Origin of the sequence: Aquimarina macrocephali JAMB N27 (genome assembly GCF_000520995.1) — a bacterium.
GTDB lineage: Bacteria > Bacteroidota > Bacteroidia > Flavobacteriales > Flavobacteriaceae > Aquimarina > Aquimarina macrocephali.
The window spans coordinates 20,528-45,640 of record NZ_JACA01000033.1; the positions used below are offsets into that span (position 1 = coordinate 20,528).

At 34.3% G+C, this 25,113-nt stretch carries 21 protein-coding genes; 15 read left to right on the top strand and 6 right to left on the bottom strand.

Features of this window, described 5'->3' with window-relative positions; genetic code table 11:
* The first annotated feature begins 35 nt into the window (after positions 1-35).
* The 12 genes from ilvN (at position 36) to argH (ending at position 13,358) form a co-directional block, all read left to right on the top strand.
* On the top strand, positions 36-569 hold the full coding sequence (ilvN, locus tag Z054_RS0117430) for an acetolactate synthase small subunit (protein ID WP_024771326.1): 534 nt from the start codon (positions 36-38) through the stop codon (positions 567-569).
* A 180-nt stretch (positions 570-749) separates the two neighbouring features.
* Positions 750-2,225 (top strand): ketol-acid reductoisomerase, encoded by a 1,476-nt coding sequence (gene ilvC / locus Z054_RS0117435; protein WP_024771327.1) that lies wholly within the window; start codon positions 750-752, stop codon positions 2,223-2,225.
* A 280-nt stretch (positions 2,226-2,505) separates the two neighbouring features.
* Positions 2,506-3,771 carry a threonine ammonia-lyase gene (ilvA, locus tag Z054_RS0117440; RefSeq protein WP_024771328.1) on the top strand — a complete coding sequence of 422 codons (1,266 nt, stop codon included), beginning with the start codon at positions 2,506-2,508 and terminating at the stop codon, positions 3,769-3,771.
* Between the two features lie 559 nt (positions 3,772-4,330).
* Positions 4,331-4,972, top strand: a complete 642-nt coding sequence (locus tag Z054_RS0117445; protein ID WP_024771329.1) for a GNAT family N-acetyltransferase — start codon at positions 4,331-4,333, stop codon at positions 4,970-4,972.
* The gene (locus tag Z054_RS0117450) at positions 4,960-6,150 is read left to right on the top strand and encodes an argininosuccinate synthase (RefSeq protein WP_024771330.1); all 1,191 of its coding nucleotides are present in this window, start codon (positions 4,960-4,962) and stop codon (positions 6,148-6,150) included. The genes Z054_RS0117445 and Z054_RS0117450 overlap by 13 nt, the downstream gene beginning before the upstream one ends.
* Positions 6,147-7,124, top strand: a complete 978-nt coding sequence (gene argC / locus Z054_RS0117455) for an N-acetyl-gamma-glutamyl-phosphate reductase (RefSeq protein ID WP_024771331.1) — start codon at positions 6,147-6,149, stop codon at positions 7,122-7,124. Before Z054_RS0117450 ends, argC begins: the two co-directional genes overlap by 4 nt.
* Positions 7,125-7,223: 99 nt before the next feature.
* Positions 7,224-8,018, top strand: coding sequence for a pyrroline-5-carboxylate reductase (gene proC / locus Z054_RS0117460; RefSeq protein WP_024771332.1), 795 nt, complete (start codon positions 7,224-7,226; stop codon positions 8,016-8,018).
* Positions 8,019-8,075: 57 nt separating this feature from the next.
* Complete coding sequence (locus Z054_RS0117465; protein ID WP_024771333.1) at positions 8,076-9,218, top strand: aspartate aminotransferase family protein; 1,143 nt, start codon at positions 8,076-8,078, stop codon at positions 9,216-9,218.
* Between the two features lie 9 nt (positions 9,219-9,227).
* Positions 9,228-10,175 (top strand): N-acetylornithine carbamoyltransferase, encoded by a 948-nt coding sequence (locus Z054_RS0117470; RefSeq protein WP_024771334.1) that lies wholly within the window; start codon positions 9,228-9,230, stop codon positions 10,173-10,175.
* A gap of 4 nt (positions 10,176-10,179) precedes the next feature.
* Positions 10,180-10,971, top strand: a complete 792-nt coding sequence (gene argB, locus Z054_RS0117475; protein WP_035092524.1) for an acetylglutamate kinase — start codon at positions 10,180-10,182, stop codon at positions 10,969-10,971.
* Positions 10,972-10,977: 6 nt separating this feature from the next.
* Positions 10,978-12,039 carry a M20 family metallo-hydrolase gene (locus tag Z054_RS0117480; RefSeq protein WP_084050436.1) on the top strand — a complete coding sequence of 354 codons (1,062 nt, stop codon included), beginning with the start codon at positions 10,978-10,980 and terminating at the stop codon, positions 12,037-12,039.
* A gap of 41 nt (positions 12,040-12,080) precedes the next feature.
* Positions 12,081-13,358 (top strand): argininosuccinate lyase, encoded by a 1,278-nt coding sequence (gene argH, locus Z054_RS0117485; RefSeq protein ID WP_024771337.1) that lies wholly within the window; start codon positions 12,081-12,083, stop codon positions 13,356-13,358.
* Between the two features lie 306 nt (positions 13,359-13,664).
* On the opposite strand, the gene Z054_RS0117490 is transcribed toward argH, so the two are convergent.
* The 6 genes from Z054_RS0117490 to Z054_RS0117515 form a co-directional block, all read right to left on the bottom strand.
* Positions 13,665-14,021, bottom strand: a complete 357-nt coding sequence (locus Z054_RS0117490) for a hypothetical protein (protein WP_024771338.1) — start codon at positions 14,019-14,021, stop codon at positions 13,665-13,667.
* 787 nt (positions 14,022-14,808) lie between these two features.
* Positions 14,809-17,601: an SdiA-regulated domain-containing protein gene (locus Z054_RS0117495; RefSeq protein WP_161635303.1), complete on the bottom strand. Its 2,793-nt coding sequence runs from the start codon at positions 17,599-17,601 to the stop codon at positions 14,809-14,811.
* Between the two features lie 382 nt (positions 17,602-17,983).
* Positions 17,984-19,525 (bottom strand): acyl-CoA carboxylase subunit beta, encoded by a 1,542-nt coding sequence (locus Z054_RS0117500; RefSeq protein ID WP_024771340.1) that lies wholly within the window; start codon positions 19,523-19,525, stop codon positions 17,984-17,986.
* Positions 19,526-19,529: 4 nt separating this feature from the next.
* Entirely contained in the window at positions 19,530-20,972 is a 1,443-nt protein-coding gene (gene accC / locus Z054_RS0117505; RefSeq protein WP_024771341.1) for an acetyl-CoA carboxylase biotin carboxylase subunit, read from the bottom strand.
* 47 nt (positions 20,973-21,019) lie between these two features.
* Positions 21,020-21,505 carry an acetyl-CoA carboxylase biotin carboxyl carrier protein subunit gene (locus Z054_RS0117510; protein WP_024771342.1) on the bottom strand — a complete coding sequence of 162 codons (486 nt, stop codon included), beginning with the start codon at positions 21,503-21,505 and terminating at the stop codon, positions 21,020-21,022.
* Positions 21,506-21,634: 129 nt separating this feature from the next.
* Complete coding sequence (locus tag Z054_RS0117515; RefSeq protein WP_024771343.1) at positions 21,635-22,648, bottom strand: metal-dependent hydrolase; 1,014 nt, start codon at positions 22,646-22,648, stop codon at positions 21,635-21,637.
* Between the two features lie 539 nt (positions 22,649-23,187).
* Here Z054_RS0117515 and Z054_RS0117520 point away from each other — a divergent pair.
* The 3 genes from Z054_RS0117520 (at position 23,188) to Z054_RS0117530 (ending at position 25,062) form a co-directional block, all read left to right on the top strand.
* Positions 23,188-23,952 (top strand): T9SS type A sorting domain-containing protein, encoded by a 765-nt coding sequence (locus tag Z054_RS0117520; protein WP_024771344.1) that lies wholly within the window; start codon positions 23,188-23,190, stop codon positions 23,950-23,952.
* Between the two features lie 268 nt (positions 23,953-24,220).
* Positions 24,221-24,625, top strand: a complete 405-nt coding sequence (locus Z054_RS0117525) for a response regulator (RefSeq protein WP_024771345.1) — start codon at positions 24,221-24,223, stop codon at positions 24,623-24,625.
* A 2-nt stretch (positions 24,626-24,627) separates the two neighbouring features.
* Positions 24,628-25,062 (top strand): response regulator, encoded by a 435-nt coding sequence (locus Z054_RS0117530; protein ID WP_024771346.1) that lies wholly within the window; start codon positions 24,628-24,630, stop codon positions 25,060-25,062.
* Positions 25,063-25,113: the final 51 nt, after the last annotated feature.

Sequence of the window (25,113 nt, forward strand, 5' to 3'; positions counted from 1 at the left end):
GGCTAGAATCTATACAATGATACAATATACTAGTAATGAAAAAAGAAAATTATACCATATCAGTATATACTGAAAACAATATAGGGTTGTTGAACAGGATTTCGGCAATATTTTTAAGACGTCATATCAATCTTGAAAGCTTTACAGCTTCGGTATCAGAGATTAAGGATGTATTTCGTTTTACAATCGTGGTGAATATAACTGAAGAACAGGTAAAAAAGATTATTGGGCAGATTGAAAAACAAATAGAAGTGATTAAAGCTTTTTATCATAAAGATGATGAGACCATTTATCAGGAAACTGCTTTGTTTAAAATCGCTTCAAAATTACTATTTGAGGAACGTAAAATCCAGAATGTAATAAAGGACAGTAATGCTAATATCGTTACTGTAACTCCAGAGTTTTTTGTATTAGAAAAGACAGGGCGACGAAGAGATGTCGAAGCTTTGTATAATCAATTAGAACCTTATGGTTTAATGCAATTTGTACGTTCGGGAAGAATTTCAATAACAAAAGAAAAGCTACATATTTCTAAAATATTAGAAAATTTTGGAATGGAAGCAGTGTAAGGGATAGTAGTGACATCCTTTTTGGTTGTCATCCTGAGCTTGTCGAAGGAGTCAATCAAAAAGATATAGCGAATAGCCCGACCCTGAATTTGATCAGGGATACACTATAAAAATCGAAACAACTAAAAATCAAAATTAAATCAAATTTCCTAACGGAAATCACAACAAATTAAGAAAGAAATGGCAAATTACTTTAATACGCTATCATTAAGAGATCAATTAACACAGCTAGGAAAATGTAGGTTTATGAATGCCGAAGAGTTTTCGGCAGGTGTAGATGCATTAAAAGGGAAAAAAATGGTTATCGTAGGGTGTGGAGCCCAGGGACTTAACCAAGGGTTGAACATGAGAGACTCTGGTTTGGATATTTCGTATGCGCTTCGTGAAGCAGCGATCAAAGAAAAAAGACAATCTTTCAAAAATGCATCTGATAACGGATTTAATGTAGGGACCTATGAAGAATTGATTCCTAATGCTGATGTTGTTATTAATTTGACACCAGATAAACAACATACTCAAGTGGTAAACACAGTAATGCCACTAATGAAAAAAGGAGCTACTTTATCATACTCACATGGGTTTAATATTGTAGAAGAAGGTATGGAGGTGAGAGATGATCTTACTGTGATTATGGTAGCACCAAAATGCCCGGGATCAGAAGTTAGAGAAGAGTATAAAAGAGGATTTGGAGTACCTACATTAATAGCAGTACACCCAGAGAATGACCCTCAAGGGCATGGTTTGGATCAGGCAAAAGCATATGCAGCAGGAACAGGTGGTCATAGAGCAGGAGTGTTAGAATCTTCTTTTGTAGCCGAAGTAAAGTCAGATCTTATGGGAGAGCAGACTATTCTATGTGGATTACTGCAAACCGGATCTATTTTATGTTTTGACAAAATGATAGAAAAAGGAATAGATCCAGGATACGCCTCTAAATTAATCCAATATGGTTGGGAAACCATTACCGAAGGGATGAAGTATGGTGGGATCACTAATATGATGGATCGATTATCAAATTCATCAAAGATTAAAGCATTTGAGCTTTCTGAAGAATTAAAGGATATCATGCGTCCGTTGTTTAGAAAACATATGGATGATATCATGCAAGGGCATTTTTCAAAAACTATGATGGAAGACTGGGCTAATGATGATAAAAATCTATTATCATGGAGAGCAGCAACAGGAGAGACGGCATTCGAGAAAACTCCTGCAGGAGATATTGAAATTTCTGAACAAGAATTCTACGATAATGGAGTATTGATGGTGGCTATGGTTAGAGCAGGAGTTGAACTAGCTTTTGAAGCGATGACAGATTCTGGAATTATTGAAGAATCAGCATATTATGAATCGCTACACGAAACTCCACTTATTGCCAATACTATTGCACGTAAGAAATTGTTTGAGATGAATCGAGTGATCTCTGATACGGCAGAATATGGTTGTTATTTATTTGATCATGCTTGTAAGCCTTTATTAGCAGATTTCATGAAAAAAATAGATACCGATGTTATAGGAAAAGCATATGATGAAGGGAAGAATAATGGAGTAGATAATGCTAAACTAATAGAAGTAAATGCAATTTTAAGAAATCATCCTATAGAAGTTATTGGTTCTCGATTAAGAGCATCGATGACAGCAATGAAACCGATAGTATAGTACATTTAATTTTGTTAGGCCGGATCTGTTAAAGTTTTGAGATGTGTATTGTGTAACCTTTGATGGGTCTGAGCCGGCAAAAATATACCAGTTTAACTTTGAAATCGTGCGTATAGAAATTGAATTTATTTTGCACGTATTCAAGACAAAAAATATTAGCATAGCCATAGCATAGCTACGGTTATATTTTTTAACGAAAAATAGGTGCAAAAGAAACTATTTATTAGTGCTATTTCAAAGTTAAAATGGATAATATAAAAGAAGAGCGTAAACTTAAATTATGAGCACCATAACCACAACATATTTTCCTGAATTAGAGGATATCCAGAAGGCAGCTTCAACAATAAAAGAAGTGGCTATGGTTACTCCTCTTATGAATAGCATTCGATATTCTCGCAGATATGATGCTAATATTTTATTGAAACGAGAAGACCTTCAACGTGTTCGTTCCTATAAAATTAGAGGTGCTTTTAATAAAATAAGCTCACTTACCAAAGAAGAACTAGCAAAAGGAGTTGTTTGTGCCAGTGCAGGTAATCATGCACAAGGAGTAGCATTCGCCTGCCATCATTTAGGAATAGAAGGTACTGTTTATATGCCTTCGGTAACACCAAAACAAAAGGTAGAGCAGACAAAAATGTTTGGTGGTGATCATGTAAAGATTGTTCTTGAAGGTGATACATTTGATGATTCTTATAAAGCAGCAAAGGAAACTTGTACTTCTGAAGGAAAAACTTTTGTACATCCATTCGAGGATCCAAAAACTATTGAAGGACAAGGAACAATTGGACTTGAGATTTTTAAGCAGAGTGATGTACCGATCGATTATATTTTTGTTGCTATTGGTGGTGGTGGATTAGCTTCGGGTTTATGCGGAGCAATCAAAGCCTTATCTCCAAAAACAAAAATTATAGGTGTCGAACCAGAAGGAGCGCCTTCTATGTTATCATCTATCCAAAATAATAAGAATACAGAGATTTTTAATATTGATAAGTTTATCGATGGTGCAGCAGTTCAGAAAGTAGGAGATCTTAACTTTGATATTTGTAAAGAATACCTCTCTGATATGTATACAGTTCCTGAAGGGTTGGTGTGTCAGACTATTTTAGATTTATACAATAGAGATGCTATTGTAGTTGAACCAGCAGGTGCATTAACCTTGGCTGCTCTTGAGTCTTATAAAGATAAGATCAAAGGCAAAAATGTAGTGTGTATTGTGAGTGGTAGTAATAATGATATTACTCGTACTGCAGAGATTAAAGAAAGGGCGTTGTTATATGCAGATTTAAAACATTATTTCATAGTTCGTTTTCCGCAACGAGCAGGTGCATTAAAACAATTTGTAGGAGAAGTACTAGGACCGAATGATGATATCACTCATTTCGAATATTCAAAAAAATCAAGTAGAGAAAATGGCCCTGCAGTTGTTGGGATTGAACTAAAAGATAAGAAAGATCTTGAGCCTTTGGTCTCTAGAATGAAGGCACTTAATTTCTTTGGGGATTACCTAAATGATAAACCTGATCTGTTTCAGTTTTTGATATGATTCGATAGAAGTAGCATTTAGTTTAATCTACTTACTTTATTATCAATATTTTTTTATTAGAAACCTAAGGTATAGAATATCAATTTGATAGTTAAAGGTTCATGATTTTATTAAAACGATAAAAGTTAATTAGTTTTACCTTTTTTTTGTTTTATGTATTAATTTTTTATGTAATATTGTACCATCTAGTTAACGAAAGGGGCTACGGCCGACGATTTAGAGTTACTATTATGAAAACGGCAAATTACATATCTACAGAGAGTAAAGTTCAATATTTGAACAAATTTGGTAATCCAAGTATTCCCGCACGCCGCTTTCGTCGCCCCTTGGGGGTCTAACATTCTTTTGAAGTAGGTGCGTCCTACTTCCCCTAGAGACATCGAATCCATTTTAGAAAAACTGAATTTTTAAATTTTGTTGTTCAAACAACATAGTTAAAGTATTTGGTAGCAATTCTTATCACGCCAAATAGCTAGATATGATTCGCACTTCAGCCTGGATTCAGAAAAATCAACACTAATTTTAATAGAAAAGCTTCTTTAATAAGCGGGATTCGTTTATGGAAAAAGTAAAAATAATAATTGCTAACGAAAACCATTTTCGTTATGCAAAGGAAATATGCGAAGTAATATCCGACTCTGCCAAAGTAAGAGGAACCGGTATTGCTAAACGTACCCCAGAATATATACAAACTAAGATGCACAACAGGAATGCGGTTATTGCCGTATCCGGCAATCAATTTGCAGGATTCTGTTATATCGAAATCTGGGGTAATGAAAAACATGTAGCACATTCTGGTTTAATAGTACACCCTGGTTTTAGAAATCAAGGTCTGGCAAAAAAAATCAAAGAATTTACATTCAATTATTCTTTGAAAAAATACCCAATGGCCAAAGTGTTTGGTATCACAACAGGATTAGCTGTAATGAAAATCAATTCTGATTTGGGATATAAACCCGTTACATTCTCAGAATTAACAAATGATCCTAAGTTTTGGGCAGGTTGTAAAACGTGTACAAATTATGATATTCTAACTTCTAAAGAACATAAAATGTGTTTGTGTACCGGGATGCTATATGACCCTTCGCAGAAAGTAAAGAAAAAAGAAAAATGGTACGATAAAAAAGTACTAAAAAGATTAAAAAATATTAAACAAACGATGCTTGCAAGCAATAAACAATTGTTGTTATGGAAAAAGTAGTATTAGCATATAGCGGAGGACTGGATACCTCATATTGTGTAAAATATCTTATTCATGAAAAAAACCTGGATGTGCATACCATTTTGGTGAATACAGGTGGTTTTTCTGAAGAAGAATTAAAGGATACAGAAAAAAGAGCTTATGAATTGGGCAGCTCATCTCATGTGAATAAGACTATCCTAAATGAGTTTTATGAAAAAGCTATTAAGTATTTGATTTATGGTAATGTATTAAAAAATAATACGTACCCACTTTCTGTAAGTGCCGAACGAATTTTTCAGGCCATAGAGGTTATTAAATATGCCAAAAAAGTAGGAGCAAAGTATATTGCACACGGAAGCACAGGAGCAGGCAATGATCAGATAAGGTTTGATGTGATTTTTCAAACATTAGCCCCAGAGATCGAAATTATTACTCCGATTAGAGATTTAAAACTTTCTCGTCAGGCCGAAGTAGAATATCTAGAAAAGCATGAGGTCTATTACAGCTGGGAAAAAGCACAGTACTCAATCAATAAAGGTATTTGGGGAACCAGTGTAGGGGGAAAAGAAACGCTTTCTTCTCATAGTGCATTACCAGGTACAGCATTCCCCAGTCAACTTCAAAAAGAAAAAGAAGAAATCATCACGTTAAACTTCGAAAAAGGAGAACTCGTAGGGTTAGATGGGGTTAAGGATATCCCGGTGAATACTATTCAGAAACTGGAGGAACTGGCAAGTGCTTTTGCCATTGGCAGGGATACCCATGTTGGAGATACAATTATTGGTATTAAAGGAAGAGTAGGATTTGAAGCAGCAGCACCAATGGTAATCATTAAAGCTCATCATCTTTTAGAGAAACATGTTTTAACCAAATGGCAGCAATATTGGAAAGAGCAACTAGCTAACTGGTATGGTATGTTGTTACATGAAGGAAATTACCTGGATCCTGTAATGAGAAATATAGAAGTATTTATGGAAGATTCTCAAAAATCAGTAACAGGAGATGTAAAAGTGAAATTGAAACCCTACCATTTTACCTTAGAAGGAATCGAATCAGATTTTGACATGATGAAATCGAATTTTGGGCAGTATGGCGAGATGAATAATTCCTGGACATCTGATGATGCTAAAGGGTTTATAAAAATCTATGGTAATGCGAATAAGATATATCATAATGTAAACCCAAGTGAATCATGATACAAGTAGGAATAATAGGAGGATCAGGATATACAGCGGGAGAACTGTTAAGGCTATTAGTTCATCACCCAGAAGTAAAGCTGGATTTTGTATACAGTACAACAAATGCTGGTGTATTGATTCATAAACAGCATCCTGATTTAATAGGAGAAATAGATCTTAAGTTCACAGATACGATAAACCCAAATGTAGATGTACTGTTTTTGTGTTTGGGTCATGGTAGATCAAGATCGTTTTTAGAAACCAATACGTTTTCAAAAATGACTAAAGTAATTGATTTAGGAAATGACTTTAGATTGAATGATGATCAGGAATTTCTGGAAAGAGATTTTGTATACGGTCTGCCAGAATTAGAAAAAGAAAAGATTAGATCAGCAAAGAATATTGCAAATCCGGGATGTTTTGCCACTGCCATACAGTTAGGGTTATTACCATTGGCTTTTGCAGGTAAACTTAAGGATACAATTCATATTAATGCTACTACCGGAAGTACGGGAGCAGGTGTGATGCCAGGAGGAACCACTCATTTTAGCTGGAGAGATAATAATTTTTCTAGTTATAAAGTATTCTCACATCAGCACTTGGGAGAGATTAAACAAAGCCTTAAACAGGAACAAAATGATTTTGAAGCTCCGGTTTTCTTCATCCCAAATAGAGGAAATTTTAGTAAAGGAATTTATGCCACTATGTACACAAAATATGAAGGTAGCGAAGAAGAAGCAAAAGAACTGTATAGATCATATTATAAGAAGGCTGAGTTTACTGTGATTTCTGATGAAGAAATTCATTTGAAACAAGTAGTAAACACGAATAAATGCATACTACACATTAGTAAGAAAAATGGAGTGTTACTTATCACATCAGTAATCGATAACTTGATTAAAGGAGCATCTGGACAAGCTATTCATAATATGAATTTAATGCTAGGATTAAAGGAAAAAACAGGATTAGAATTAAAGGCGAGTGCATTTTAATACTAACAGATGAATGTCATGCAGGCTTATCAGAGTGTTTAAGAATCCACGATGAAGAGGAATCTTTAACAGATTAAGACCGACAAAACAAAATATAAAATGAATAGAATAACAATTATAGGAGGAGGAAACTTAGGCAAATCAATAATTTCTGGATTGGTTAATAGTGATTTGTTTGAAGCTACGGACATTACAGTAGTAGATAAGTCAAAATATAACCTGAAAGAAGTTGAAGAAAAGCTAGGTGTATCTACATCGCAAAATATTGTAGCATCCATAAAAAATGTAAAATGGATAATTCTTTGCGTACAACCAAGACAGTTGGATGTTGTTTTACAGGAAATAAAAAATATAGTAACAACAGATCAAGTATTGATTTCTACTGTAACCGGTACGTCAATTACCGAAATCAATGAGGTAGTCCCAAATAATAAAGTAATACGGGTAATGCCAAATACAGGGGCTGCCAAAAAACTATCTATGACCTGTATTGCTGCTAATGAAGATGTAAAAGAAGAATTAGCTACAGTACAAAAGATGTTTGATACTATTGGTAAAACGCTGGTTATAGAAGAACGTCTAATGCAGGCTGCTACAGTTTTAGGAGCTAGCGGAATAGCCTTTTTTCTTAGGTTTTTAAGAGCTATGATACAAGGAGGGATTCAAATGGGGTTTCACCCTCATGAGGCTCAAATTATCGCTGTGCAAACCGCAATAGGAGCCGCCACGTTAGTAGCAGAGAATGGAACTCATCCCGAACGCGAAATCGATAAGGTTACAACGCCTCAGGGATGTACTATAGAAGGTCTAAATGAGATGGAGCATCAAGGCTTAAGCTCATCTGTAATAAAAGGAGTGATGGCTTCTTATGAAAAAATAAATACAATTAAATAGTTGATAGTTGCCTGTAGATAGATATTCACTGGCAACGATCAACCAATAACTAATACTATGAAATTATTTGACGTATATCCTTTATATGATGTAGAGCCTATAAATGCTTATGACGCTATCGTAGTGGATAAAAATGGAACAGAGTATTTGGATATGTACGGAGGGCATGCTGTGATTTCAATAGGTCATTCCCACCCTCATTATGTGAAAAAAATAAAAGAACAGATAGAAAAAATAGGCTTTTATTCTAATGCTGTTCAAAATAGTTTACAAACTAAATTAGCAAAAAAACTTGGAGCATTATCGGGGTATGATGACTATCAACTGTTTTTATGTAACTCTGGTGCCGAAGCCAATGAAAATGCACTGAAATTAGCTTCTTTTTATACAGGAAAATCAAGAGTTATAGCATTTCATAATGGTTTTCATGGACGAACATCTGCTGCTGTAGCTGCAACAGACAATCCTAGAATCAATTCACCATTAAATACTCAGCAAAACGTCACTTTTTTGCCGTTAAACCAAATTGAGCTCGTAAGAACTGAATTAGAAAAAGGTGACGTGTGTGCTGTGATTATAGAACCTATACAAGGAGTAGGAGGACTGGATGAAGGAACTACTGCCTTTTTTACAACTTTAGAAACCTTATGTCATGAGTTTGGTGCTGTTTTAATAGTTGATGAAGTGCAATCTGGCTATGGCAGGAGTGGTAATTTTTTTGCACATCAATACCATGAGATTACGCCAGATATTATTTCTATAGCAAAAGGTATGGGTAACGGTTTTCCGATAGGAGGCATATTAATTGCCCCACATATAAAACCCGATTATGGGATGCTGGGAACCACTTTTGGAGGTAATCATCTGGCTTGCGTTGCAGCATTATCGGTTCTTGAGGTAATTGAAACTGAAAATCTTATTGATAATGCAAGATTAACAGGAGCATATTTTGAGTCTAAAGTACATGATCTTCCCGGAGTGGAAAGAGTAAAAGGAAAAGGACTAATGTTAGGATTAGAATTTGATTTTGAAGTTAGCGAACTTAGAAAAAGACTGATCTATGAAGAACATATTTTTACAGGAGGAGCAATGAATAAAAAACTATTGCGAATTCTTCCTCCTTTGACTATTGGGAAAAAAGAAATCGATCAATTTATTAAAGCATTACAAAGTGTATTGGTAGAAAAACCAATGATTTAAAAGATAAAAATGAACAACTACTTTTCAATACAAGATATAGATTCATTACCCGGTTGGGTAGAAGAAGCTATAGCGATAAAGAAAAACCCTTTATCCAATAAGACTTTGGGTAAAGATAAGACGATAGGATTGTTATTTTTTAACCCAAGCCTTCGTACACGTTTGAGTACCCAAAAAGCAGCCTTAAACCTGGGAATGAATGTCATGGTTATGAACTTTACAGGAGAAGGCTGGTCGCTCGAGTACGGAGACGGAACCATAATGGATCAGGGAAATTCTGAACATGTAAAAGAAGCTGCTCAGGTAGTTTCTCAATATTGCGATATACTAGGAGTACGAGCTTTTGCAAAATTAGAAGATAGAGATGATGACTACAGCGAAAAAGTACTTAATGGTTTTATAAACCATGCTTCAATACCGGTTATCAATATGGAAAGTGCTACTAGACATCCATTACAAGCACTAACAGATGCCATAACTATTACCGAATATAAAAAAACAGACAAACCAAAGGTTGTACTATCATGGGCACCGCATCCAAAAGCCTTACCACAGGCAGTTGCTAATTCTTTTGTAGAGATGATGCAGCGTATGGACGCAGATTTTGTAATTACCCATCCTGTGGGATTTGAGTTAGCCAGTCAGATTACTAAACAGGTGCCCATTGATTACAACCAGGAAAATGCATTAAAAGATGCTGATTTTGTATATGTGAAAAACTGGAGTGCTTATCAAGAGTACGGTAAAGTCATAAATGATGATCCTTCCTGGAAAATTACAAACAAAAAAATGAAATTGACCAATGACGCTAAGCTTATGCACTGTTTGCCCGTAAGGAGAAATGTAGTCGTAGATGATGTAGTATTAGATAGTAATAATTCTATTGTTATCGAACAAGCAAATAACAGAACATATGCTGCTCAGTTGGTTTTAAAGAAAATACTTGAAAAATCTTAATGTGATGAGAGAACATGTGAAAAAGAGATTATTGGTAGCCAAGATTGGCGGAAATATAATAGAAGATCCAGAAGCATTGACTTCTTTCTTAGAAGGTTTTTCTAAAATCGAAGGTCCAAAAATTTTGGTTCATGGAGGAGGGAAATCTGCTACTCGACTTGCAGCTCAATTAGGAGTAAAGACCGAAATGATCGATGGTCGAAGAATTACTTCTGCAGAGAATCTGGATATTGTTGTGATGACTTATGCCGGGTTATTAAATAAGACCATTGTTGCTGGTTTACAGCATTATGATTGTAATGCTTTGGGATTAACAGGGGCAGATGCAAATGTGATTCTTGCAAAGAAAAGATCTGTGCAATTTGTGGATTATGGATATGTTGGTGATGTGGTTAAGGTAAATAGTAACATTATAAAAACATTTTTGGATCAAGAGATTACACCTGTTTTTTGTGCCGTTACCCATAATAGTCATGGACAATTGTTTAATACAAATGCAGATACTATTGCTTCAGAAATTGCTTCTGAAATGAGTGCTGATTATGAAGTGTCGTTATTTTATTGTTTCGAATTAAAAGGTGTTCTTGAAAATATAGAAGATAAAGATTCTGTAATCGAACATATTAATTTAGAAAAATATACCGAATTGAGGGATGCACAAATAATTACAGAAGGAATGCTTCCAAAACTTCAGAATTGCTTTGATGCTTTACAAAAAAAAGTAAGTAAAGTACATATTGCTAATGCAGATTTTATAAAGGATAACACAACTAAACATACGACTTTAAGTCTATAAATAATAATGGAAAAACTAACAAATGAAGCGATTAAGCTTTTACATCATTTAATAGAAACGCCATCTTTCTCTTCAGAAGAGGAAAAAACAGCTCAATTGATCGAGAATTGGTTCATCCAAAATGATATTCCTTTCGAGAGAGAAAATAATAATATATGGGCATACAATAAGTATTTTGATGAATCTAAACATACTATTTTATTAAACTCTCATCATGATACGGTAAAACCAAATGGAAACTATACTAATGACCCATTTAAAGCTTTTGTAGAAGATGAAAAACTGTTTGGTTTAGGGAGTAATGATGCAGGGGGGTGTCTGGTTTCTTTGTTAGCTGCATTTACTTATTTCTATAGTAAAGAAGGATTAAAATACAATTTTGTTATTGTCGCTTCTGCAGAAGAAGAGAGTAGTGGTCCCTTGGGATTAAAAAGCGTATTAAAATACCTTAAAAATGTAGAATTTGGTATTGTAGGAGAACCAACACTAATGCAATTAGCCGTTGCAGAAAAAGGCTTATTGGTATTAGATGTATCGGTAAAAGGAACAGCAAGTCATGCTGCTCATCCTAATGAGGATAATGCAATTTATAATGCTCTGCAAGTGATTCAGTGGTTTAAAACATATGAATTTGAAAAAACATCAAAAACTTTGGGTAAAGTAAAAGCTACAGTAACGCAGCTTAATGCTGGGAAACAACATAATGTGGTGCCCGCAAGCTGTGACCTGGTGGTGGATATACGAGTAAATGATAAGTATGATAATGAAGAGATTCTGGAAATTGTAAAAAAACAAATGCCTCGGTGTGCAGAGGTAACCCCCAGATCTCTGGATTTAGGATCTTCATCAATTGCTATAGATCATTCCATTGTAAAATCTGGGATTGCACTAGGAAGAAATACGTATGGATCACCGACATTATCTGACCAGTCAGTATTGAGTTGCCCTTCATTAAAACTAGGACCGGGAGATTCGACCAGATCACATTCTGCAAATGAGTTTATTTATGTAGATGAGATCAAAGAAGGAGTAGAATTATATATAAAAATTTTAGAAGGTATAATATAAATAATGAAGAGGTTTAAACCGCTTCAATAAAAAAATAACTAATGAAACTTTGGGATAAAGGATTACCGACAGATCAAAAAATAGATAGGTTTACAGTGGGTAATGACAGGCAATTGGATTTGGTAATTGCCAAGTATGATGTACAGGCGACATTGGTACATGCTAAGATGCTGTATAAGATTAATTTACTTTCTGACAAAGAAATTTCTGAAATTGAAAAAGAATTGAATATATTGGGGCGGGAAATAGAAAAAGGAGCTTTTGTGATAGAAGACCGATTTGAGGATATACATTCTAAAATTGAGTATGAATTAACTCAACGAATAGGAGATGCGGGTAAGCGAATACATACCGCCAGATCACGTAATGATCAGGTTTTGGTAGCGATGCATCTATATATGAAGGAAGAATTACTCCAAATTAAATCTCTTGTTAATGAACTATCTCAGAATTTACTAACTAGTGCAGAAACGTATAAGGATGTATTACTTCCTGGATATACGCATATGCAAATAGCAATGCCTTCTTCTTTTGGACTTTGGTTTTCTGCCTATGCAGAAAGTTTTGTTGATGATTTGTATTTTGTAAATGCAGCGTTAAAAGTTGTTGATCAAAATCCTTTGGGAAGTGCTGCCGGATATGGTAGTTCATTTCCAATAGATAGAGAGTTTACGACAAGAGAGTTAGGGTTCGAAACTCTTAAGTATAATGTAGTTGCTGCGCAAATGAGTAGAGGGAAGTCTGAAAAATCTACCGCTTTTGCCATGAGCAGTGTAGCCGCGACTTTATCTAAATTAGCAATGGATGTGTGTTTGTATATGAGTCAGAATTTTGATTTTATGAGTATTCCATCAGAATTTACTACTGGATCCAGTATTATGCCACATAAGAAGAATCCAGACGTCTTTGAATTAATAAGAGGAAAATGTAATAAAATTCAGGCACTGCCTTACGAACTAAATTTGCTAATCAATAATTTACCGAGTGGATATCACAGGGATTTACAATTGCTTAAAGAAGGAATTGTACCTGCTATTCAGGATTTAAAAGCATCTCTTGAGATGACTATGTATGCACTCAAAAATATAAAGGTGAACAAAAATATTTTGGATGACGATAAGTATGATTATCTGTTTAGCGTAGATACATTAAATGAATTAGTGATGCAGGGTATGTCGTTTAGAGATGCCTATGTAAAAATAGGGTTAGACATTGAGAATGGACAATATACCCCCGAAAAGAATACAAAACATAGCCATAGTGGTAGTATTAATAATTTATGTCTTAACAAAATAAAAAAGAAATTAGAGGAAGTTTGAGGGAACAATACTTTCGAAAAACAAGTGAATTATATTGGAACACAAGCTACTCTATAGGATTAGTTTATAGTTCTTAAATAAAAAATTGAAAATGTTAATAAAAAGGTATATCTTAATGATATTGAAGAGAAGCTGAAGTATATTTAATTGAGTGTAAGTTGAGTTAGTTTGATTTTTTCGCTTCAGCCTAGACCCCCAGAGGAGTTGTTAACCACTGGGGGTTGTTTTTATATATAGACACCCGTCAAATTTCAAAAATCTGACGGGTGTTTGTGTATAAGAATATGCTGTAAAAAATAGGTTTTACTATGAAACTAAAGATTTTAAATCACTAATTACGTTGATATTATGCCTAAGGTTTGCATAGAGGATAAATAAAATAAGTATAGCAACTATAAACCCTAAAAAGATTCCATTATTCTTGCTCGAAATCTTTTTAGAAGTCTTTAGATATGCCTTAGAAATCTTTTTTGCATAATTGGTAACCAGAGCAAAAGCTGGGGCAAAAATTAAAACGATAACTAGCATATCTATTAATACCAGAAGATACCCCTGTTGATCGATATGTTTCTTTACATATTTTAAGATATACTCATTGATTAATGCTGCAGATAAAACGGCTACTGCGTAGATAGCATACTTGGTGGATTGTCGATTACTCATAGTAGGGCAACTATTCTTTATTTAATATGATTAATTGTGGCGGTTAAGGTAAAATCTAAAATTTAATATTCAAAATAAAGATTACCTTTTTGATAGCGATACGATATACGATAAATGGTGTTCTAACTCATAACGTATCTAACTTTAACTCAGGTAGTGTATCATGTTAGATAATTCAAACATAATAATCATACTGTTTTTAGGACATAGTATTAGCGATTGCGGTATACTAGCATCTAGCATCGGAGCAAAAATGTCTTCCGCACAGTAGTTTTATCGGCCATAGGTACATAGATACGGATCAGCACAATAGGAATACCCTTCCCCACACTCCTTTTATCGACCATCGGCATATCGATACTTTCCCCCGCAAGAAGGAAACCAATCCCCGCAACATGATGAGGCTCCCTCGCTGCAGGGACACATCAATCCTGTGCGGGGGCTAGTAATAGCAATAGATTACTAATATTTGTATACGGTGATTTTATATCTTATAAAAGATTTCGAATCAAAAAAGCTATTCTAGAAAGCCTCGTTGGTGATGTCTTTTAGATGTATTTAAAACCTGAGTTCGACGTAAGAAAATCACGTCAATTCGAGTGATCTGATACTTCGATATAGCTCAGTACGGGCTGGAAGATTGTATCGAGAATGGTGGTTTTCTATCTAAAAAAGCTATTCTCGATACAGTTTTTCTCCATTTCATTCTGAAAAACCACTCGAATTGACGCTTTTTTATAACAGTATAGCTTAGAGACCGAACTCAGGTTTAAAGTATTTACCTAAATTATTTCTTTATAAAACTTTTAACGATATCCTCTTTAGGATATTTGATTTTTATGAAATAACAGCCTTTAGAGAAGCGGCTAACATCTATATGTAATTCATTGTCTAAAATACTAACAGAAGATTGCCTCAATATTTCTTTTCCTGAAATATCATACATGAAAACTTGTATATTTTCTGGAAGCTCATCAAAATCAAATAAAACACTAAGGTAGGTATCTACCGGATTAGGAAAAACTTGGATAGTATTGGTAGTTTCTACAGGCAATGGAGGAGGTGGATTTTCATTACTTCCTGTAGTAAACGAAAAATAAGAAGTCCAATCTCCTGTATCATTGTCTTTTACTCTCCAACAGTATTCTGTATTTATAGTAAGTGTGTTTTCTGGAACAACAAATGATTTTTCAGATATGTTAGACGCTGTAAATATGGGAGCCATTTTGTTAGCATTTGCAGAAGCTGATTTAGAAAATTTGTAAAAAGTATTGGGTTCACTTACGATATAGACTGTTTCTTGATTATCTACAGTTACGCCTTCTGCCTGGAGAATTCTATTGGGTAATGTACCATTTGCACCATTAGTACCAAGATCTAAACGACTATATTCTTTTCCTGTCATATCGGTTTCTACTAATGCTCTGGATTCATGACTTAATACAAGAAAATGAGTTTCTTGCTGTATGGTATTACTTCCCAAATGATGTAAACCAGACAAATCTCTAAATCCAAAATTATTTGTAGCAATATTGAATGGATTGATAACCGTAGGAGGAGTTGATAAATCTACAGGTATCTCTAAAGAGTATATAGTTAAGGGGCTTTTTTCTTTCACCAGGATCAATTCATTTGTATTTGGGTTATAAGATACTCCTTCCAGCCCATTATTTGCTCCCCAATTACCGGGTAGTTGAATATAATTTGTTGGGTAAGAAATGGTTGTTGTTGTATTTTCTACGGTAATTTTAACAGCTCGCCCTCTTTTTTCTTCAATAACAAAAAAATCTGTACCATTAACCCATACCAAGCCTTCTGTATCATTAAAACCCTGTAGGGGGATAGCTCTTATAACATCACCATCTAAACTCAATTCATACAGTCTGGGAGGATCGTTAATCACTGCAAAAATTGTATTAGTAGAACTATTGTAGGTTAACCCGGATAGGTCATCAGGAATCTGTGTAATCGTTTTAGGACCCTCGATAAGATTAAATTTATCCAGACCCAAACCGGTTGTAGGATTTGGAGGAGGAGGGGGATCTATAGGACTACAATCTGTTATTTCTAAAGTATAAGAACTTGCAGACCCTGACCATTCTAAAGTAGGAGTAGTGGAGATATTTTCTGAAGCATTACTTGGGCGTATTAATGCTAGGTCATTATTTTCTACAGCACCTGGAGCTACTGCACCGATATCAGCATTTACTCGTAACCTACCTAAGATATCATCTGCAGGAAGCTGATCTGCCCTTGCCATATTAATAACAGGGCTATTGGCTTCGGGTGTTCCGTAAGCGTTTACCAAACGCTCAAATGCTTCTCTTATGGTTGTCGAACCATCTTTAAATTGGTTTAACGAAGAATTATAATGAGGAATGATTACATTATTTTGATTTTCTAGCAATGGATTTGCTACTATACCATTAGCATCGTCTGCACTATTGATTTTATCATTATTATCTTGAGGTATAGGAGTACCATTATTCCAATATAAATTAGTGTCTAAAGTATAGGTATCTGTATGGGATATAGGACAATCCGAAAAATCATTCATAGTCCCGGTAGGATCAGACCATATATTATTGTAAATATTAATATTATTGATAATAGGGTTCGTAGGTTCTCTGTTAAATCTAAAAGCATATGCATTAGCAGGTAAATCTCCTGTAACAGTATTATTTCTGAATGTAATATCTCTACATCCCTTAATACCAAATGGTGCTCGCATAGGATTACTACTGTTTCCTAGCATTAAGTTATTTTCGATCATAACATCAAAGGCCTGGTAGTGAGGTTCGCTGTCCTCTCCAATAAGAACAAAGTTTGTTGCATTCGTTCCTTCCCAGTTCAGAAATACATTTCTACGGATTTTTACATTTCTTGAACCGGTATAAATATCATTACTGCCACCACTATCTTTGATGACAATAAAACTACCTGTAGAATTATTATTTATACGACCACTACTTGCAAAATCGTTTAAGAAAATATTATCCTGTATAATTAGGTTTTCGACACTATTACCATCGATATGTTCATCAAATCCAGTTTGATTAAAAAATAAATTTCCCTGGAAAGTGATATTGTAACAAGCTGCATTTACCTTTACAAGATCATTATTATAACTATCATGTATAATACAATTCTGAAATGTAATATCATGTACATCACCATTACCATTTCCATCAATATGAATAACTAAGGGACCAGCACCCGAACTATCATGGGCTATATCAAAACCATCAAAAGTAATACCGTGGCAACCATTAGGGTTTATATATGCGGTAATAACGGCAGTATTGTTGCGTAATTTTGCCATATATGGCACTTGTGATTTTACCAAAACACCAGTAGTAAAACTTCCACGAACTCTAACACGCCCATTGTATGTGCCGGGTTTTACCAAAATTGTACTCCCGTCCGTAACAGTATTAAGAGCATGTTGGATCGTTGCCCAGGGAGTATCGTTAGAACCATTGCCGCTAGAATCATCTCCGTTTATAGCTACGTAGTAGGTAGTTTGGCCTGTTAAAGAAATGGAGATAATAAGTATTAAGAATAATAGTATTTTTTTCATTTGACTTTTCATTTAATGTTGGGATACGTCGTTAAATCAATAGAAGTTAACTTTTTCTTCTACAGATTTGTTTACAAAAAATAAAGGGACAAAGTGTAAAATTAAATGAATTAATACTCAAAAAACCCCCTGTTTTCAGTGAAAAAATAGGTTGACGATTTGATGGGATCTACTGAAATTAGAACAGGTAAAGTATAGCCTTTATTATAGGAAAAAGGAAAGATTTATATGAAAGAAGAATGATTATTATGGCATTTTTTCTAATTCTGGATATGAGTAATCCAGTTGATATTACATATTCAAAATAAATTCGAATAAGTAGAACCCTCACAAGGATACTGAATCAAGTTCAGTACAAGCCTATGAGGGCTTGTATATGTATTTATAAAGGGATATTCCCATGTTTTCGATCAGGACGCTCAATTATTTTATTTTCGAGCATACTAAATCCTTTAATTAGTTTTCTTCGAGTATTTTCTGGTAAGATAACCTCATCTACAAAACCACGTTGTGCAGCTCGATATGGATTAGCAAATTTCTCTGCATATTCAGCTTCTTTTTCGGCAAGCTTTGCGGCTGGATCATCTGCTGCTTTGATCTCTTTTCTAAAAATAATCTCACTGGCACCTTTGGCACCCATTACTGCAATTTCTGCAGAAGGCCATGCAAAGTTAAGATCAGCTCCTATATGTTTAGAATTCATCACATCATAGGCACCACCATAGGCTTTACGTGTAATCACGGTTACTTTAGGTACAGTAGCTTCACTTAATGCGTATAGTAGTTTGGCTCCATGTACAATGATACCGTTCCATTCCTGATCGGTTCCTGGTAAGAATCCGGGAACATCTACCAATACTAATAAAGGGATGTTAAAGCAGTCACAGAAACGTGTGAATCGTGCAGCTTTTTTAGAACTATTCACATCCAAAACTCCAGCCAGAAATTGAGGTTGATTGGCTACAATCCCAATACTTCTTCCGCCCAGACGGGCAAAACCTACAATAATATTTTCGGCATAATCTTTATGAATTTCATAAAAGGAGTCTGTATCGATAACCCCACCGATTACCTCGTGCATGTCATAAGGTTTGTTAGGGTTATCAGGAACGATAGAAGAGAGGTTGTCTCTTACCTCATCGGTTAAAGTGTACTCTAATTTTTTTGGTTGTTCTTTATTACTTTGTGGCAGATAGCTTAGTAGTTTTTTTACATCTTCGAGGCATTCTATATCATTGGCAGAAGTAATATGCGCTACTCCCGATTTTGTAGAATGGGTACTGGCCCCTCCTAATTCTTCTGATGTTACTTCTTCGTTGGTTACTGTTTTTACTACATTAGGTCCGGTAACAAACATATAACTGGTATCTTCTACCATCATGGTAAAATCTGTCATTGCCGGAGAATATACAGCACCACCAGCGCAGGGTCCCATAATAGCTGAAATCTGAGGGATCACTCCAGAGGCTTGTACGTTTTTATGAAAAATATCTGCATATCCACCCAGAGAGCGAACTCCTTCCTGGATTCGGGCTCCACCAGAATCATTAAGTCCAATAATTGGTGCTCCCATTTTTACAGCCATATCCATAACTTTACAGATTTTCTCGGCATGAGTTTCTGATAAGGCACCGCCAAAAACGGTGAAATCCTGAGCAAAAATATAGATTAATCGTCCGTTTACAGTTCCGTATCCGGTAACAACACCATCTCCATAATAGATCTCTTTATCCATTCCGAAATCAGTAGTACGGTGTGTCACCAAAATACCAATTTCTTCAAAAGAACCTTCATCTAGCAAATACGCTACACGCTCACGGGCAGTTAATTTTTTCTTTTGATGTTGTTTTTCGATACGTTGCTCACCACCACCCAATTTTGCCTGAGCAATTTTATCTTGTAATGTTTTTATTTTTGAATCCATAATATTAGAGTGTTGGTATGCGTAACGTTTTTTGATCTTCGATGTATTGTTTCATAGCAATTAGGGAGGCAATTTTAGCTTCTTCTTCCATTGCTGATTGTATGATATCTGTAGTGAAATATTTCTTTACAAAATGTGTGTCGAAATTACCAGATTTAAAGGCTTCATGTTCAAACACGAATTTACCAAATGATAATGTAGTTTGTACTCCTTTGATATCATAATTGTCAATTGCTTTTATCATCAATTGTATGGCTTCGTCACGAGTTTTTCCGTAGGTAATCAACTTTGAAAGCATGGGGTCGTAGTAGATAGGAATATCCATTCCTTCTTCAAAACCATTATCCACCCGAATCCCTTTTCCAACTGGTATTTGGTAGGTTTCTAAATGCCCCACACTAGGTAAGAAATCATTTAGCGGATCTTCTGCATATACTCGTAGCTCCAGAGCATGTCCTTTTATTTTTAGATCTTCTTGTTGTATTGGTAGTTTTTCGCCTCTGGCTACTTTTATTTGTAATGCTACAAGGTCTGTTCCTGTTATCAATTCGGTAACCGGATGCTCTACTTGTAGTCGGGTATTCATTTCGAGGAAGTAGAAATTGTGATTTTCATCTAAAAGAAATTCTACAGTCCCGGCACCAAGGTAGTCACAGGCTTTGGCTACTTTAACGGCTGCTTTTCCCATTTCAGAACGTAGTTCTGGAGAAAGCACAGCAGAAGGAGCTTCTTCAACCACTTTTTGATGTCGTCGTTGTACACTACATTCTCTTTCGAATAAGTGTACGACATTGCCATGATTATCTGCCATGATTTGTATTTCGATATGTCGTGGTGAGGCAACATATTTTTCGATAAATACAGAGCCATCTCCAAAAGCCGAGGTAGCTTCGCTAATGGCCCGATTCATTTGTGATTCGAGGTCTTTTTCTTCTTCTACCACTCGCATCCCTTTTCCGCCACCACCGGCAGAAGCTTTAATTAAAATAGGATACCCTATTTCTGAAGCAATAGTTTTTGCTTTAGCAACATCTGTAATGGCTTCGTCTATACCGGGAACCATAGGGATATCATAGGCTTTAACAGCATCTTTGGCTGCTAATTTGCTTCCCATAACCTGTATAGCTTTGGATTTTGGACCTATAAATATAATATTGTTTTTCTCTACTTCTTCTGCAAAATCTGCATTCTCACTAAGGAATCCGTATCCAGGATGTATGGCATCTACATGTAGTTGTTTAGCTACTTCAATGATTTTAGATCCTAATAAGTAGGATTGGTTAGAAGGAGCTTCACCAATACAGACAGCTTCATCTGCGAATTTTACGTGTGGAGCGTTTCTGTCTACGGTAGAGTATATGGCAACGGTTTTGATTCCCATTTTGCGAGCTGTTGTCATCACCCGAATTGCAATCTCACCTCTATTTGCTACTAGTATTTTTTTCATATTAAACTATATTAGAACACATGGTTCTGTTTAATGCCTATGATAGGCTAAGCGAATTCAATTAATAATTGTCCTTTATCTACTGCATCTCCTGTAGTGGCAGAAATAGACTTAATAACTCCATCTCTGGGAGATAGAATAATATTTTCCATTTTCATGGCTTCCAAAATAAGTAAAGGATCGTCTTCTTTTACTTCCTGACCTATTTCAACCTGAATATCTAACAGTAAACCTGGCATAGGAGCTTTGATAGCATTTACCTGCTTAGAAGACCCTAAAGAGAATCCCATTGCTGCAATTCTGGTATCTAATTCATTAGTAATGCTAACCTGATAGCTGTTGTTGTTTACTTTTACAGTATATTTTTTAGTATCGAAATCCGACTGTACAATTTCTGTATGAAAAGATTTGTTGTTTTGAAGAATGTGGTGGGTCGATTTTGAATTACTTACAATATCTATTTTTGAAATATCTTCTTCGGTAAATTCAAAATCAAAAATCTTATTTACCTTAACTTTATATGCGCTACTCATAAGTGTGAATATTTGATTTGCAAGATAAAAATAGATATTATATTTACGAGAATTTTATACTCATATTTATGCTCATGTCATTTATAGAAGGTTACGCAATAGGGTTGGGGATATTTTGATACGTTCTTTTTATGATTTATTTCCTAATACTCTGCTAAATAATTTTTTAAGCAGGGGAGAAGCATCATCCATATTTCTTTCTATTTCTTTAGCGGTTAGAATACCATTATCATCATAAAATAGTTCATAGCTAAATACAAATCTATTTGCTTCTTCACCTACTCCCATTTGCCCAAATCTGAGGTCATTAAAAAATAATTTGTCATTCGTTTTTTCGATAGTATACCAACCTTCTGATAATTTAATTAATCTAGGAATAAGAGGATCATCTATCATCTTACCCAACAGGTGATGATTCTTTGGGAATTCTGAAAAAACAATAATATCTTCTTTTTCTAATAAGGAGTAATATGCTATTAAAAAAGAATATTCGGTTTCTACATTAGCAGTCCATAAAATACTATTGAGAGGAGTTGGTTTTGTTTGAATCTCTTTATATCGAATATGTTGGTTTTCGAGATTGGTCTGAAACACCCCATACGTATACCATTTTAATCCCAATGTTATAAACATATAAATACTACTAATGTATAATCCAAGGGTATTGAACTTTCTTCTTTTAGGATGTGTACGTTTATAAAACATAGCCAAAGTCACAAACATCAAAAATGGTATGGTATACAAAGGATCTACAACAAAGATATTTTTAAAAGAAACTTTATAATCAAAAGGCCAGAATAGCTGAGTCCCCCATGTGGTAAATGCATCTAATATGGGATGTGTAAAAAGACCCAGAAACATAAGTCTTGACCAATCTTTCCAGTCTGCTTCATTATTGCGATAGATTTTAGAGATCATCCAACCAAATACCGGAGCGGCAAGCAAACTAAAGAGTATGGAGTGCGAAAACCCGCGATGCAATTCGTTTGCCGTAACATGATCAACAAAAAGTTTGGATAACACGTCTAGATCGGGAATAGTTCCTGCGATAGCTCCCCATAGCATAGCTTTGTTGCCTACTTTTTTACCTAGAGTAGCTTCTCCTACTGCAGCCCCTAATACAATTTGGGTTAATGAATCCATTAATCTTATTGAAGTTTAAAAGAGTTTCTGATTTCATATGTACTGTTCGAAATCAATTTAATCAAAGGTTTAAAAAATCTATTTGGAATCGGGTCGGTGTGTCTTACATATAATTTTATTCCCATAGGTTTGACAAGTAAAACCATCATCTGAATGTATTTCAAATTTACATTTATTTTTTATAGTCTTTATTAAAAGTATGTCAAAACTGATATTGAATAGGAAAATAAGTTTTTTAAATCTTATACGACTCTGTTGACCTTAGATTAGGATGAAATTCCTTGATTTTTAGTGTAGGGAGGGTTTAGTTTATTATTTCATTTTAGAAAATAAAAAAAATAGGATTTTGTTTATAATCAGGTTGTTATGATTTTTTTTCTCTAGAAGTGAAAACCCCTGAAAACAGTGAGATCTTCATAAAAGTTTCAAAGTATTTTTGAAACTACTGAAGAATATGAGATTACATTATAGACATATCTTGAGAAGTGTAATGAAAGAGTAAACAAATTAATTTAGTATAACTTTTAAAACTTAAAACCATGAGAAAATTTTTATTATTAGTGATGTTATCCATCACATTTACCACATTTGCACAGAACTACCAATTGACCGTAAGTGGGTATATAGGTTCAGGTCCATCTTCTTGTGGATCATTAGAAGGTTTACAATCAATAACAGCCGTATTTGATGATGGTTCAGAAGATTTCTTGTTTAGTAATTCACAGGGAATACGATTTATAAATAGAAATTATTCCTTTTCTCAGATATATAGTGAGAGTAAACGTTTGGTGGGAGTAAAGTTTAAATCTGTTTCTAGAATTAGAAAAGCTTTTAGATGTAGAAGTAGAAGAAGTCAAAAACTAGTAAGTGTTAGTTCTCCATCTTTTTACAAAGAATTTACAAAAAATGAAATCTACGAACGGAGAATAAATAGTGGTTATGCAACTATAACTGTTACTCAAAGCATAGATGCTAATAAATCGAATGAGAATATTGTCTTGACAGATAATCAAGAGTTATTAAGTGTGCTATCGGATAAAGAATCAAAGCTATTTGAAACTTCAATTTATCCCAATCCATCACCAAACGGAAGATTTAGTGTGAATGTCTCTTCTGTTAAACCATTACCTGTACTAATACAAATCTTTGATTTGGTAGATAAGAGAAAAATACTTGAAGATACAAAAGTAGGAAATACAGAATATGTTTTCGAATTCAATTCATATAAACTGAAACCAGGGTTTTATTTGGTTCAAGTTGAATCGGGAGGAAAAAAACAGTTCGAAAAGCTTATTATAGAATAAAAAAAACAGACAACATAAGCTTAAACATAGCCACTTATTTCTTAGAAATAAGTGGCTATGTTTTTATTGACTTAAAATTTAGTTAAAACTACATGTTTTTGTATTAGTTTTTTTAAAGCATAAATTGCTTTATTTCAGAAAATTAATTTTAGAGAATACATTTTACCGTTAAATTTGTGTTGTTAAACGAAAACTATTTCATAAAATTTAGTTTTGTTATGGTCATATCAAATAAGTTTATTTCCTTTGAGTGTAATTGGGAAATTAAATGAATACATTGGTGGATTGTGTCTTGCTTATAGATGATGACAAGGCCACAAATTTCTTTAACGAAAGAGTTGTTACTAGACACGAAGACTTTTATCAGGTTAATACTGTGCAAAGTGGTTTGGCAGCTCTAGATTATCTTAATGCTGTAGAGAATAATGCAGCAATAAAACCTGACCTTATTTTTTTGGATATCAATATGCCTGCAATGAATGGGTGGGAATTTTTGACCGAGTTTTCTAAACTGGATCAAAAAGTAACAGCTGGTATTAAAGTGATTTTGTTATCAACTTCGTCTAATCCAGATGATGTAAGAGCATCTGCCAAAAATCATTCGGTCGATGACTTTATCAATAAACCTTTATCTATGGATTTATTGGATGATGTGCTAAAAAACCATTTTTGATTATGAAAAAATTAAAACGTTTTCTTCTCATTGATGATAGTAAAGCAACTAACTTTTTTAATAAAACAATTATAGAAAAAGTACAGTGTGTAGAAGAGGTTTTTATTGCAGAAAATGGAAAACAAGCGTTAGATCATATCCAATCCGAAATTATTCCTGAGATTATATTTTTGGATATTAATATGCCGGTCATGGATGGTTGGGAGTTTATTGCCGAATATCAGAAATTAGATGATAGATATAAGGGATCTATTATAATACTTATGCTGGGAACAGATTTAAGTAAGGAAGATGAAGAAAGAGCAGAGCGTATTTTGGAAATAAAAGAATATGCACAAAAAATGTTGACTAAAGAGAGTGTTTGCAAGATTGTGACAAAGTATTTTAAACGGTCAGAGTCGGATTCTTGCTCAGAATCTTATAAAAAGATTATATAACTTCAGATATTGCCCCCATATATATTTGTATTTTGAATGAACTTATGATAG

What these genes read in the sequence shown, in the direction of transcription:
- ilvN (WP_024771326.1), top strand. Translation starts at nt 36, where the DNA reads ATGAAAAAAGAAAATTATACCATATCAGTATATACTGAAAACAATATA.
- ilvC (WP_024771327.1), top strand. Translation starts at nt 750, where the DNA reads ATGGCAAATTACTTTAATACGCTATCATTAAGAGATCAATTAACACAG.
- ilvA (WP_024771328.1), top strand. Translation starts at nt 2,506, where the DNA reads ATGAGCACCATAACCACAACATATTTTCCTGAATTAGAGGATATCCAG.
- Z054_RS0117445 (WP_024771329.1), top strand. Translation starts at nt 4,331, where the DNA reads ATGGAAAAAGTAAAAATAATAATTGCTAACGAAAACCATTTTCGTTAT.
- Z054_RS0117450 (WP_024771330.1), top strand. Translation starts at nt 4,960, where the DNA reads ATGGAAAAAGTAGTATTAGCATATAGCGGAGGACTGGATACCTCATAT.
- argC (WP_024771331.1), top strand. Translation starts at nt 6,147, where the DNA reads ATGATACAAGTAGGAATAATAGGAGGATCAGGATATACAGCGGGAGAA.
- proC (WP_024771332.1), top strand. Translation starts at nt 7,224, where the DNA reads ATGAATAGAATAACAATTATAGGAGGAGGAAACTTAGGCAAATCAATA.
- Z054_RS0117465 (WP_024771333.1), top strand. Translation starts at nt 8,076, where the DNA reads ATGAAATTATTTGACGTATATCCTTTATATGATGTAGAGCCTATAAAT.
- Z054_RS0117470 (WP_024771334.1), top strand. Translation starts at nt 9,228, where the DNA reads ATGAACAACTACTTTTCAATACAAGATATAGATTCATTACCCGGTTGG.
- argB (WP_035092524.1), top strand. Translation starts at nt 10,180, where the DNA reads ATGAGAGAACATGTGAAAAAGAGATTATTGGTAGCCAAGATTGGCGGA.
- Z054_RS0117480 (WP_084050436.1), top strand. Translation starts at nt 10,978, where the DNA reads ATGGAAAAACTAACAAATGAAGCGATTAAGCTTTTACATCATTTAATA.
- argH (WP_024771337.1), top strand. Translation starts at nt 12,081, where the DNA reads ATGAAACTTTGGGATAAAGGATTACCGACAGATCAAAAAATAGATAGG.
- Z054_RS0117490 (WP_024771338.1), bottom strand. Translation starts at nt 14,021, where the DNA reads ATGAGTAATCGACAATCCACCAAGTATGCTATCTACGCAGTAGCCGTT.
- Z054_RS0117495 (WP_161635303.1), bottom strand. Translation starts at nt 17,601, where the DNA reads ATGAAAAAAATACTATTATTCTTAATACTTATTATCTCCATTTCTTTA.
- Z054_RS0117500 (WP_024771340.1), bottom strand. Translation starts at nt 19,525, where the DNA reads ATGGATTCAAAAATAAAAACATTACAAGATAAAATTGCTCAGGCAAAA.
- accC (WP_024771341.1), bottom strand. Translation starts at nt 20,972, where the DNA reads ATGAAAAAAATACTAGTAGCAAATAGAGGTGAGATTGCAATTCGGGTG.
- Z054_RS0117510 (WP_024771342.1), bottom strand. Translation starts at nt 21,505, where the DNA reads ATGAGTAGCGCATATAAAGTTAAGGTAAATAAGATTTTTGATTTTGAA.
- Z054_RS0117515 (WP_024771343.1), bottom strand. Translation starts at nt 22,648, where the DNA reads ATGGATTCATTAACCCAAATTGTATTAGGGGCTGCAGTAGGAGAAGCT.
- Z054_RS0117520 (WP_024771344.1), top strand. Translation starts at nt 23,188, where the DNA reads ATGAGAAAATTTTTATTATTAGTGATGTTATCCATCACATTTACCACA.
- Z054_RS0117525 (WP_024771345.1), top strand. Translation starts at nt 24,221, where the DNA reads ATGAATACATTGGTGGATTGTGTCTTGCTTATAGATGATGACAAGGCC.
- Z054_RS0117530 (WP_024771346.1), top strand. Translation starts at nt 24,628, where the DNA reads ATGAAAAAATTAAAACGTTTTCTTCTCATTGATGATAGTAAAGCAACT.